The organism is Massilia glaciei, assembly GCF_003011895.2.
Lineage (GTDB): Bacteria > Pseudomonadota > Gammaproteobacteria > Burkholderiales > Burkholderiaceae_D > Telluria_A > Telluria_A glaciei.
This window is the reverse complement of sequence record NZ_PXWF02000075.1, coordinates 1-12053: the sequence shown is the minus strand read 5'-3', so window position 1 is coordinate 12053 and position 12053 is coordinate 1. Positions and strand designations below refer to the sequence as shown.

The 12053-nt window shown below is 66.6% G+C and carries 10 protein-coding genes; 5 read left to right on the top strand and 5 right to left on the bottom strand.

Going from position 1 to position 12053, the window contains the following annotated elements; translation table 11 throughout:
- A partial coding sequence (locus C7C56_RS05865) for a histidine kinase dimerization/phospho-acceptor domain-containing protein (protein ID WP_181373040.1) occupies positions 1-718 on the bottom strand: 718 nt, incomplete at its 3' end.
- A gap of 82 nt (positions 719-800) precedes the next feature.
- Positions 801-3920 (bottom strand): DEAD/DEAH box helicase, encoded by a 3120-nt coding sequence (locus C7C56_RS05860; protein ID WP_106756541.1) that lies wholly within the window; start codon positions 3918-3920, stop codon positions 801-803.
- 220 nt (positions 3921-4140) lie between these two features.
- Here C7C56_RS05860 and C7C56_RS05855 point away from each other — a divergent pair, with 220 nt between their 5' ends.
- The 3 genes from C7C56_RS05855 (at position 4141) to C7C56_RS05845 (ending at position 7699) form a co-directional block, all read left to right on the top strand.
- Positions 4141-6492, top strand: coding sequence for a Tex family protein (locus C7C56_RS05855; RefSeq protein ID WP_106756540.1), 2352 nt, complete (start codon positions 4141-4143; stop codon positions 6490-6492).
- Positions 6493-6795: 303 nt separating this feature from the next.
- The gene (gene grxD / locus C7C56_RS05850) at positions 6796-7107 is read left to right on the top strand and encodes a Grx4 family monothiol glutaredoxin (RefSeq protein ID WP_106756539.1); all 312 of its coding nucleotides are present in this window, start codon (positions 6796-6798) and stop codon (positions 7105-7107) included.
- Entirely contained in the window at positions 7100-7699 is a 600-nt protein-coding gene (locus C7C56_RS05845) for a UbiX family flavin prenyltransferase (RefSeq protein WP_106756538.1), read from the top strand. Before grxD ends, C7C56_RS05845 begins: the two co-directional genes overlap by 8 nt.
- A 109-nt stretch (positions 7700-7808) precedes the next feature.
- Here C7C56_RS05845 and C7C56_RS28620 read toward each other — a convergent pair whose 3' ends face one another.
- From C7C56_RS28620 to C7C56_RS05835, 3 genes are all read right to left on the bottom strand, one after another.
- The gene (locus tag C7C56_RS28620) at positions 7809-7979 is read right to left on the bottom strand and encodes a hypothetical protein (RefSeq protein ID WP_181373039.1); all 171 of its coding nucleotides are present in this window, start codon (positions 7977-7979) and stop codon (positions 7809-7811) included.
- 367 nt (positions 7980-8346) lie between these two features.
- Entirely contained in the window at positions 8347-8754 is a 408-nt protein-coding gene (locus tag C7C56_RS05840; protein WP_106756543.1) for a hypothetical protein, read from the bottom strand.
- Between the two features lie 265 nt (positions 8755-9019).
- Positions 9020-10072: an MBL fold metallo-hydrolase gene (locus C7C56_RS05835; RefSeq protein ID WP_106756537.1), complete on the bottom strand. Its 1053-nt coding sequence runs from the start codon at positions 10070-10072 to the stop codon at positions 9020-9022.
- Between the two features lie 133 nt (positions 10073-10205).
- Here C7C56_RS05835 and C7C56_RS05830 point away from each other — a divergent pair, with 133 nt between their 5' ends.
- Both C7C56_RS05830 and C7C56_RS05825 read left to right on the top strand, forming a co-directional pair.
- On the top strand, positions 10206-10595 hold the full coding sequence (locus tag C7C56_RS05830; protein ID WP_106756536.1) for a MerR family transcriptional regulator: 390 nt from the start codon (positions 10206-10208) through the stop codon (positions 10593-10595).
- A 108-nt stretch (positions 10596-10703) separates the two neighbouring features.
- Positions 10704-11888, top strand: a complete 1185-nt coding sequence (locus tag C7C56_RS05825) for an isovaleryl-CoA dehydrogenase (protein WP_106756542.1) — start codon at positions 10704-10706, stop codon at positions 11886-11888.
- Positions 11889-12053 lie beyond the last annotated feature (165 nt).

Sequence of the window (12053 nt, the reverse complement as noted above, 5' to 3'; positions counted from 1 at the left end):
CCTGTTCGAGCAGGGCGCGCGGGGCCGCCGTGTCGGGCGCGTGGCGCGCGCCGGCGGCGGCGGCGCGCTCGGGCGAGAGGTGCTCGTCTAGCAGGCCGATCAGCCGTTCGACCGCCTCGCCGATCTTGCGGTAGCGGCGCCGGGTCGGCTCGTCGGCGCCGGCGCCGGTCGCCTCGAGGCGCTGGATGGCGCCGTCGATGGTCGACAGGGGGGTGCGGAATTCGTGGTTGAGCATGCGCGCGAAGCAGCCACGGGCCGCCTCGCGCGCGATCCGCGGGCCGATGTCGCGCAGCCGGCCGACCAGCGCGTGCGGCGCCTCGCCGTTGTTTTGAAGCAACACCGAGACGGCTTCGACCGTCACCTCGCGCCCGTCCCGGTGCGACAGCGCGAACCGGCGCACCACGCGCAGGCGCGTCAGGTCGCCATCGGCGAGCCGTTGCAGGCGCTGCGGCAGGCCCGCGCACAGGCCGGCCAGCGCCGCCGGCCATCCGTCCGGATGGCGCGCGCACTCGTCGGCGCTGTAGCCGAGCAAGGTTTCGATGGCGGGGCTGATGTAGCCGGGCAGGCCGGAGCCGCAGTCGATGACGAAGGCGACGTCGCCTTCGAGCTCGGCGATCGCGCGGAAGTGGAGGTGGTCGGGCGCGCCCCGGTTGGCCGGATCGCCATTGGAACGCGCTTGGCCGCCGGGCGCGGGATGCGGGTTCTCGGGACGGGTCATCGACGCTTTCGTTGGCAAGGGGCAACGCAGTATAGAGCGGAAAGTTACCCCTTGCATAGCCGCCCCCGCCCCGCCCCCCGGCCTATTCCTCGAGCGGGGCGAAGATCGCCTGCAGGTCCTCCTGCGTGAGGACCATCTTGTGGGCCTCGCCGTCGGCCAGGATCGATTGCGCCAGGTCCGATTTTTTTTGCTGCAGCAGCTGGATCTTCTCCTCGAGCGTGCCCTTGGCGATCAGCTTGTAGACGAACACCGGCTTGTCCTGGCCGATGCGCCAGGCGCGGTCGGTGGCCTGGTTCTCGGCCGCCGGGTTCCACCACGGGTCGTAGTGGATCACGGTGTCGGCCGCGGTCAGGTTCAGGCCGACCCCGCCCGCCTTCAGGCTGATCAGGAAGATCGGCACCGCGCCCTGCTGGAACGCGGCCACCTGGGCGGCGCGGTCCTTGGTGTCGCCGGTCAGCAGCGCGTACGGGATGCGGCGCGCGTCGAGCTCCTCCTGGATCAGCGCGAGCATGCTGGTGAACTGCGAGAACACGAGGATCTTGCGGCCCTCGTCGAGCAGGTCGTCGACCATCTGCATCAGGTCGGTCAGCTTGGCCGAGCCGCTCGCCTGCTTGCGCGCCGGCAGCGCCTTGACCAGGCGCGGGTCGCAGCACACCTGGCGCAGCTTGAGCAGCGCCTCGAGGATCACGATCTGGCTGCGCGCCACGCCCTTTTTGTCGATCTCGTCGCGCACCTTCTTGTCCATCGCCAGGCGCACCGTCTCGTACAGGTCGCGCTGGGCGCCCGACAGCTCGACCTTGCGCACCACCTCGGTCTTGGGCGGCAGCTCCTTGGCCACGTTGTCCTTGGTGCGGCGCAGCAGGAACGGCCTGATCCGGCGGTTCAGCAGGTTGCGCCGCAGCGGGTCGTCCTGGCGCTCGATCGGATGGCGGAACTGGTGGTTGAAGGTCTTCTCGTCGCCCAGCAGGCCCGGCAGCAAAAAGTGGAACTGCGACCACAGCTCGCCGAGGTGGTTCTCGAGCGGGGTGCCGGTCAGGCACAGGCGGTGGCGCGCGTTGAGCAGGCCGGCGCTCTGGGCCGCCTTCGAGCGGTTGTTCTTGATGTAGTGCGACTCGTCGAGGATGATCAGGTGGTAGCTGTGCTCGCGCAGCTTCTCCTCGTCGCGCGGCAGCAGCGCGTAGGTGGTCAGCACCAGGTCGCACTGGTCGATGCTGTCGAACTGGTCCAGCCGCTCCTTGCCTTGGAGCAGCAGCACGCGCAGGTCCGGGGCGAAGCGGGCCGCCTCCTCCTGCCAGTTGGTCATCAGGCTGGTCGGGGCGACCACCAGCGCCGGCGCGGTGAGGCGCCCGGCCTCCTTCTCGACCAGTATGTGGGCCAGCGTCTGCACCGTCTTGCCCAGGCCCATGTCGTCGGCGAGGATGCCGGCCAGGTCGTATTCGCGCAGGAACTGCATCCAGGCCAGGCCGTCGGCCTGGTAGTCGCGCAGGGTGGCGCGCAGGCCGGCCGGGGCCGGCACCTTCTGCACCGCGCCGAACAGGCTCAGCTTGCGGCCGGTCTCGCGCAGCTGCTCGCCGCCAAACCAGCGCAGTTCGGTTCCGCGCGCCAATTCCTCGAGGCGGCCGGCGTCGAGCGTCGACAGGCGCACCCGCTGCTTGATCTTGTCCGAAAAATACAATTCGCCGAGCGTGGCGAGGATCGGCTTGAGCCGGCTCCACGGCAGCGCCACGCGCACGCCGTCGGGCAGGGTGGCGAGCATCTGGTCGCCCTCGCCGTGGGCGGCCAGCACGTCGGGGTCGAAGTCGCTCGGCGCGCTGCGGATCAGCTGCACCAGCACCGGCAGCAGCGGCACGCGCCTTTGCTGCACCACGATGCCCAGCTCGAGCTCGAACCACGCGTTGCCGGCCTCGGGCGGCTGGACGATGTCGGCGTACCAGTCCTCGACCGCGACCACGTCGTAGCGGTATTTATTGGTCTTTTGCACATGCCAGCCGGCGTCTGACAGTCGCGCCAGCGCGTCCCCGGCGAAGCGCAGCCAGTGCGCCTGGCCGTCGAGCTGCAGGGCGCCGGCCAGGCCGTTCAGGGGCGCGGTGCCGGGCTTGCGGAAGCCGAGCCCGGCCAGGGTGGCCAGCGCGGCGGCCTCGGCCGCCGTGTCGCGCGCGATGACCTCGGTGATGTCGCCGACCTGGCGCACCACCCGCTGGGCCGGGTCGAACGAGATGCGCTGGCCCTCGTAGTCGAAGGCGAGCACGGCGTAGTCGTGCCAGCGCGCGCCGGCGCCGTCGGCCAGGCTTGCGCTGTCGAGCGTGAGGTGGGGGCGCGGCTTGACGTCGTCGCGCAGGCGCTGGGTCAGCGGCTGCGGCAGCGGCATCAGCTGCTGCAGGCCGTGCGCGAGCAGCAGCTGCGAGACGCGCTTCTTGTCGTTGCCGCTAAGCACCGGGGCCTGCGCCACGAGCGCCTGCAATTCGCCCAGCGAGATCTCGACCCCGCCGCGGTTGAGTTCGAGCGCGCCGCACGACAGGTTGTCGATGTACCACGGCGGGTCGGTCGGCAGCATGTAGTCGATCTGGTCGGCCGCGCTGTGGGTGGCGCCGGCCGGCGGCTCGACGTGCCAGCCCAGGCGCGCGCTGCGGCCCTCGTCGCGCCACACCAGGTTGGCCTTGCGCACCGCGCCGCCCTGCAGCGGATAGACCAGGCCGTTGGCCATGTCGGGCCAGGAGTTGGCCCAGAGCAATTTTTCCTGTTCGAGCAGCATGTGCAGCAGGATCGCGCCGATCTTGCCCTTGGGCTCGGTCGCGGTGCTCGTCTGCGTGGCGCCGCTGCGCATGGCGATGAAGAACCGGACCAGGTCCTCGTCGTCGGGCTCGAGGTAGCCGGGCGCGGCCGAGAGCAGCGAGAACACCTCGCTGACGGCGCTGGCGCTGGCGACGTCGCCGTTGGGGCGCAGGCGCGCCTTGCACAGGCACAGCGCCACGTGCCGGCCGCCGCTGGTGGGCGCGAGCACGTACACGTATTTGTGGAGCGCGGCCTTGGGGTCCTTCGGCTCGGCGCTCAGCTTGGGCTGCGGGTGGGCCGCGGCCTCGACCCGCTGCAGCCAGCCGGCGATCGGCGCCGGCAGCGCCGCCGGCGGGGCCGACGCGGGCGCCGAAGGGCCGGGCGCGGTAGCGTCGCCGGCCTCCGCGCGTGTGTGATCAAGTGTGTGCATTGTTCTTTGCATTCTGTATCAAAAACGACAACAGCCGATATTATCCTTCATGTGCACCGCTTTGTTTTGTTCGGCATCGTACAAATGGCACTTAGCAACACTTTCGTCGCGTATACATCGCGTCTACACAATCCTTTACACAGTCCATTTCGCATGTCAAGACTGGCGCGATCGCCCCGATTGGGTATCATTCCGCCCTTGACCCACCGAAAGCCGCCCCATGTTGCCCTCCATCGAACAACGCCTCGCCCTCGAACTCGTCTGCAAACCGGTGCAGGTGGCCGCCGCCATCGCCCTGCTCGACGAGGGCGCCACCGTGCCCTTCATCTCGCGCTACCGCAAGGAGGCGACGGGCGGGCTCGACGACATACAGCTGCGCCTGCTTGAAGAGCGCCTGCGCTATCTGCGCGAACTCGAGGACCGCAGGTCTGCCATCATCGCCTCAATCGTCGAGCAAAACAAGATGACACCCGCATTGTTGGACGCGTTGACGCACGCGCTCGACAAAACCCGGCTCGAGGATTTGTATCTTCCTTACAAGCAAAAGCGCCGCACCAAGGCCCAGATCGCGATCGAGGCTGGGCTCGCGCCGCTGGCCGACGCGCTGCTGGCCGACCCGGCCCTCAACCCCGAGGACGAGGCCGCCAAGTACCTGCGCGAGCCGTTCACCAGCGCCGACGGCAACAATCCGGGCGTGCTTGACGCCAAGGCCGCGCTCGACGGCGCGCGCCAGGTGCTGATGGAGCGCTTCGCCGAGGACGCCGCGCTGCTGGCCGCGCTGCGCGCCCACGTGCAGGAGCACGGCGTGGTCGAATCGAAGGTGGTGGCGGGCAAGGAGGACGCCGGTGAGAAATTCGCCGACTACTTCGATTATTCCGAACCCATCTCGACGGTGCCCTCGCACCGCGCGCTGGCGCTGCTGCGCGGGCGCCGCGAAGGCATGCTCGAGGTGGTGCTGCGGCTCGACACCGAGCCCGAGAAACCGAAGTGGGACGCGCCGCACAACCCGTGCGAGGGCCGCATCTGCGCCGCCTTCGGCATCAAAAACCTGGGCCGCCCGGCCGACAAGTGGCTGGCCGACACGGCGCGCTGGACCTGGCGCGTGAAAAGCTTCATGCACCTCGAGACCGAACTGATGGGCGCGCTGCGCGAGCGCGCCGAGCTCGACGCGATCAACGTCTTCGCGCTCAACCTGAAGGCCCTGCTGCTGGCGGCCCCGGCCGGCCCGCGCGCGACCATGGGGCTCGACCCCGGCCTGCGCACGGGCGTCAAGGTGGCGGTGGTCGACACCACCGGCAAGGTGGTCGACACCGCCGTGATCTACCCGCACCAGCCGCGCAACGACTGGGAGGGATCGCTCCACACGCTGGGGCAGCTGGCGGCCAAACACCAGGTCTCGCTCATTTCGATCGGCAACGGCACCGGCTCGCGCGAGACCGACAAGCTGGCCCAGGACCTGATCAAGCAGCGCGCCGAACTCAAGCTGACCAAGATCGTCGTCTCCGAGGCCGGCGCCTCGGTCTATTCGGCGTCCGAATTCGCCTCGCGCGAGCTGCCCGACATGGACGTGACGCTGCGCGGCGCGGTCTCGATCGCGCGCCGGCTGCAGGACCCGCTGGCCGAACTGGTCAAGATCGACCCGAAATCGATCGGCGTGGGCCAGTACCAGCACGACGTGAGCCAGACCCAGCTGGCGCGTTCGCTCGACGCCGTGGTCGAGGATTGCGTCAACGCGGTCGGGGTCGACGTCAACACAGCCTCGGCGCCGCTGCTCGCGCGCGTCTCGGGCCTGTCGAGCGCGGTGGCGCAGAGCATCGTCAGCTACCGCGACCAGAAGGGCGCGTTCGCCTCGCGCGCCGCGCTCAGGGCGGTGCCCCGGCTGGGCGACAAGACGTTCGAGCAGGCGGCCGGCTTTCTGCGCGTGATGGGCGGCGACAACCCGCTCGACGCCTCGTCGGTCCACCCGGAGTCGTACCCGCTGGTCGAAAAGATCCTGGCCGACCTCAAGAAGGAGATGCGCGCCGTGATCGGCGACACCGCCCTGCTCAAGGGCTTGAACCCGGCGCGCTACGCCGACGACAAATTCGGCGTGCCGACCATCAGCGACATCATCAGGGAGCTCGAGAAGCCGGGGCGCGACCCGCGGCCCGAGTTCAGCACCGCCACCTTCAAGGAGGGCGTCGAGGAGATAAGCGACCTGCGCCCCGACATGATCCTCGAGGGCGTGGTCACCAACGTGGCCGCGTTCGGCGCCTTCGTCGACATCGGCGTGCACCAGGACGGGCTGGTGCACATCTCGGCGCTGTCGAACACCTTCGTCAAAGACCCGCACAGCGTGGTCAAGGCGGGCCAGGTGGTGCGCGTGAAGGTCATGGAGGTCGACGCCAAGCGCAAACGCATCGCGCTGACCATGCGCCTGACCGACAGCGCGCCGCAGCCCGGCAGCAAGCCCGAGCAGCGCGCCGACCGCACCGACGGCAAGCGCATGGCGCAGCAGCAACAGCAGCAAAAACAGGCGCCGGCGCCGGGCGGCGGCTCGATGGCGGCCGCCTTCGCCAAGCTGCGCGGCTAGACGCTTTGGCGGGCGTGGGAGGTCGGCGGGGCGGGCGCCCAGGAGCCTGTCGGACTTAGGGAGTCGAAGCGAAACGGTCGAGGCAAAAAACGCTGGACGAGGACAGATTTTGACGATTTCGCAGTGCCAATAGCGAGCTATTGGCCGAGAAAGCGGCGAAATATGGACCGTTTAGCACTTTTTGCAGCCGACGATCCTAAGTCCGACAGGCTCCTCGGCCCGCGCCCGCCGTTCGCGCGTGTCGGCGCCGGCGTTTTCTTATAAAATGATGGCATCCATTCATTTCACCCACTGAGGCAAGCCATGAGCGACGTACAAACCTGGATCAAAGAAACCGTGTCCAACACCCCCGTGGTGCTGTTCATGAAGGGCACCGCCCAGTTTCCACAATGCGGCTTTTCGGGCCGCGCGATCCAAATCCTGAAGGCCTGCGGGGTCGAGAACATCGCCACCGTCAACGTGCTCGACGACCCTGAAGTACGCCAGGGCATCAAGGATTTTTCGAACTGGCCGACCATCCCCCAGCTCTACGTCAAGGGCGAATTCATCGGCGGCTCCGACATCATGAACGAGATGTTCGAGTCGGGCGAGCTCAAAGCCCTGATCCATGCCTGATGCCAGGCCGCGCCGGTTGGTGGTGGCCATCACGGGCGCCACCGGCGCGGTGTATGGCGTGCGATTGCTGCAACGGCTGAGCGCCACGCCCGGCGTCGAGACCCACCTCGTGGTGTCGGACGCCGCCGTCCTGACGCTGCACCAGGAGCTCGACATGCAGCGCCGCGACGTCGAGGCGCTGGCCCATGTGGTGCACAAGAACCGCGACGTCGGCGCGGCCATCGCCAGCGGCTCGTTCCAGTCCGACGGCATGGTGATCGCGCCGTGCTCCATGAAAACCCTGGCCGCCGTCGCCCTCGGGCTGTCCGACAACCTGATCGCGCGCGCCGCCGACGTGGTGCTCAAAGAGCGGCGCCGGCTGGTGCTGATGGTGCGCGAAACGCCGTTCAACCTGGCGCACCTGCGCAACATGACGTCGGTGACCGAGATGGGGGGGATCGTGTTTCCGCCGCTGCCAAGCTTTTACCACCGGCCGGCGAGCATCGACGAGATGGTCGACCACACGGTGGCCCGCGTCATCGACCTGTTCGGCATCGAGCACACGCTCGCGCCGCGCTGGAACGGGCTCAGGGGCGCAGCCGAGGGCGCTTAGCAAGCGCGTCAGATGTTCCGGGCGCGGTGCTTCACATGGCAGCGAGATCAGGCTGGCGCAACGCGCCGACAGCCGCCCCGCCTCGAGAGCGCGGCATTCCGGGCCTGGCTCAGCGCTTGTCGAAGTGCGAGCAGTCGGCTTTTTTTAATTCCTTCGCTTCCTCGACCATCCGGCGGTGCTGTATCCGTTTGCGCATGACTTCGGCGTGTTGTGCTGCCGTCATGGGCGGGACAGTCATTAAATCCTTGAGTTGCGCGGTATTGCTGTAGTTACTTTTCATATGAAAGCGTGATCCTCTGCTTCGTTGCGTAACAAGGTGACAAGCAAGGTGACAAGCAAGGTGACAAGCAAGGTGACAAGCAAGGTGCCAAGCGGCTTGCATTATGATTATGGGCCACTATCCGGATTTTGTGCAGCACAATGCGCATTCCCGCATGCATGAAAGAATGTGTGCATGTCACACTTCAATGGGCGACTTGATTGACAAGGCGCAATAGTCGCGAGGGCCGGACATGCAAGGGAAGCGCGGGGTGGGGAGCTATTTTGAAGGGACGCAAGATTGCCACGTCCGTGTTTTGCAGAAATTTTTTGGCGTGAGGGGGCAGCGCCGGAAAAACGCAACTTCTTACAGGCAACTGTGAATTTTGCTACTTTTGGTAGTTTATTCTCACGAGCATACGAATAAATTCGCGCGCTATTTGCCGGTGGTGCTCGTCCAAACGCTGCAAATCGGCGATTAATTTCACATCCGCCGACTCGAAGCGCGATAAAGGGTTGCCGGCATCGCCGCTCGGGTTCGGCGTTTCGGCGCCGCCGAAGCGCAGCCACTCGGCCGGCACACCGAGCCACTGGGCGATCATGCGCAGCTTCTCTTGGGTGGGAATGGCCTCGCCCACGAGCCATTTACGGGCTGCGTGCACGGTGATCGGCCTTCCGTCGAAGCGAATGTTAAATTCCCTGGCAAGGCGGGTGGGACTGTCTGGTGAGTAATGGGCGTTTTTCAGCGCCTCCTGCAGACGTAGGCTGAAACTTTCGCGTTCGTTTGATGAATTCATGGGTGGCACTATTTCATGCAACGACATGAATGTCAGTCTCTGGAAATCGCAGACCAATTGTGACAATCATGTAAACGTGATGTAACAATGATGTGAAATTTTGATAGATTTTTAACAAACCTGCTTTGTATTGCCAATTTGTAAATTTCACCACTTGGGCGGACGGGGCGCCTTGAGGCAGCGCGCCGTCCCGCAAAACCCAAGTCTAGGCCGCCCGCTGGCGCGCCGCCCCGCGCACGGGCCGCCGCTTTGGCTTGCATCAAGTTCAGGCGAGCTGGAAACGCAGCACGCCGTCGCCGCCCGCGCTCCGGCGCAGCAGGCCGTCGACCCACAATTTGTGCAGGTGGGCAAGCGCCTCGCCCAGGGCGAAGGTCAGCTGGTGGGCGTCAAGCGGGCGGCGGAACATCAATGGCACGATGTCGGCCGCCGATTGCGGCGCGCGGCACGCCTCGAGCACCTCGCCCAAGCGCGCCGCATGGTGCTCGCGCAACTGGCGGATGCGCGTGTGCAGCCCGCGGAACGGGTTGCCGTGCGAGGGCAAAACCAGCGTGTCTTCGGGCAAATCGGTGAATCTGGCCAGGGAATCGAGGTATTGCTGGAGCGGATTGCCCTCCGGCTCGATGGCGAACACGGACACATTGGTCGAGATGCGCGGCAGCACCATGTCGCCCGAGATCAGCACGCCGAGGTCGGCGCAATGGAGCGCGACGTGTTCGGGAGAATGGCCGAAGCCGCAGATCACGCGCCAGAAGCGTCCGCCCGCCAAAATCAGCTGGCCGTCCTGCATCCGGCGGTAGGACTGGGGCACGGCCGGCACCAGCGAGGGGTAATAATTGCGCCGGGTTTGCAATCGCTCGAGTAGCGCCGGGTCGGCCAGGCCGTGGCGCCGGAAATGCGGCACGGCGGCGCTGCCGTCGACCCCGGGCAGGGCCGCCGACATCATGCGCGCGAAGCCGTACTCGCCCGCGCTCATCCACAGCGGCGCGCCGAAGCGCCCGCACAGCCAGTCCGACAGGCCGATGTGGTCCGGGTGGCAATGCGTGGCGAGCACCCGCAGCAGCGGCGCGCCGCCCATGCCCCCGGTGAACACGCGCTCCCAGGCGGCGCGCGTGGCGTCGTTGGCGACGCCGCAGTCGAGCGCGCTCCAGCCGCCGACGCCGTCGATCTCGTCGCGCAGCAGCCACAGGTTGATATGGTCGAGCGCGAACGGCAGCGGCATGCGGTGCCACAGCAGGCCGGGCGCGAGCTCGTGGGTGGCGCCGGGCGCCGGGATGGTCTGGCGGAGGGGGTAGTCGAGTTGCGATTCGAGATGGTTCACGGTGGTCTTTCCTGTTCGGGGGGGTGGCCGGCGCGCTACAATGGGGTTGACGTTGACGTAAACGGAAACCATGCCCATGATTCTAAGCGATTCCGCGCCGTCCCTTGCAATCGAACCACGAACCGAGCCGCACATGCCCACCTATACCATCGCCGAACTGGCCCGCGAATTCGATGTCACGGCGCGCGCGATCCGCTTTTATGAAGACCAGGGGCTGCTAAGCCCGAGCCGCGAAGGCGTGGGCGGGCGCAGCCGGGTCTACACGGCGCGCGACCGCACCCGCCTCAAGCTGACCCTGCGCGGCAAGCGCATGGGGCTGACCCTGTCCGAGATCAAGACCATCGTCGACATGTACGAGTCGCCCAAGGACACCGTGGCCCAGATGAACCGTTTCCTCGGCGCGCTCGCGCACCAGCGCGAGACGCTCGAGCAGCAGCGCGAGGACATCGAGATGGCGCTGGCCGAGATCGGCGCCCACGAGGAGGAGTGCAAGCGCCTGCTGGCCGAGGCCACGGCGCCCTGACGCCGGCGCGATGGCAGGAACTTACTTTACGTTTACGTAAACGTCACACAAGCGTAGAATTCACTTTTGGCCCAACCGCCCAACTGCACCCACCCCCGCGAGGACGACATGCTGCATCTTCCAGGCTTGACCTTTGACCATGGCGAAGACATCGCCGCGCTGCGCGACGCAGTCCAACAATTCGCGTCCGTCGAAATCGCGCCGCGCGCGGCCGAGATCGACCGCAGCGACCAGTTCCCGATGGACCTGTGGCGCAAGATGGGCGATCTGGGCGTGCTCGGCATCACGGTCGACGAGGAATACGGCGGCGCCCAGATGGGCTACCTGGCGCACATCATCGCGATGGAGGAGATCTCGCGCGCCTCGGCCTCGGTCGGCCTGTCCTACGGCGCCCACTCGAACCTGTGCGTCAACCAGATCAAGCGCAACGGCAGCGAGGAGCAGAAACGCCAATACCTGCCGAAACTCATTTCCGGCGAACACGTCGGCGCGCTCGCCATGTCCGAGCCGAACGCCGGCTCCGACGTCGTCAGCATGAAGCTGCGCGCCGACTTCAAGGGCGACCGCTGGGTGCTCAACGGCAGCAAGATGTGGATCACCAACGGCCCCGACGCCGACGTGCTCGTGGTGTACGCCAAGAACGACCTCGAGGCGGGGCCGCGAGGCATGACCGCGTTCCTGATCGAAAAGGGCTTCAAGGGCTTCTCGATCGCGCAAAAGCTCGACAAGCTCGGCATGCGCGGCTCGCACACGGGCGAACTGGTGTTCCAGGATTGCGAAGTGCCGGCCGAAAACGTTCTCGGCGGGCTGGGCAAGGGCGTCAACGTCCTCATGTCGGGCCTCGACTTCGAGCGCACGGTGTTGTCGGGCGGGCCGCTCGGCATCATGGCCGCCTGCATGGACGCGGTGGTGCCGTACGTGCACGAGCGCAAACAGTTCGGCCAGCCGATCGGCGAATTCCAGCTCATGCAGGGCAAGCTGGCCGACATGTATTCGACCATGATGGCGTGCAAGTCGTATGTGTACGCGGTGGGCCAGGCGCTCGACAAGGCCAAGACCCCGGAGGCGATCCGCAGCCTGCGCAAGGACGCCGCCGGCGCCATTTTGTACAGCGCCGAAAAGGCGACCTGGATGGCGGGCGAGGCGATCCAGACGCTGGGCGGAAACGGCTACATCAACGAGTATCCGGTCGGGCGCCTGTGGCGCGACGCCAAGCTCTACGAGATCGGCGCCGGCACCAGCGAAATCCGCCGCATGCTGATCGGGCGTGAGTTGTTTTCCGAAACCAAGTAAGCAAAAAGCCTACATCAGCATAACCGTCATCCCCGCGAAAGCGGGGACCCATGCTGAGCCAGCACAGATATGGCACGTGAATCTTAAGTCATGGAACCCCAATCCCTGTACGTAGCCGAACCGAAATGGGCCGGATGACGGCACGCTCAGCATGGGTCCCCGCTT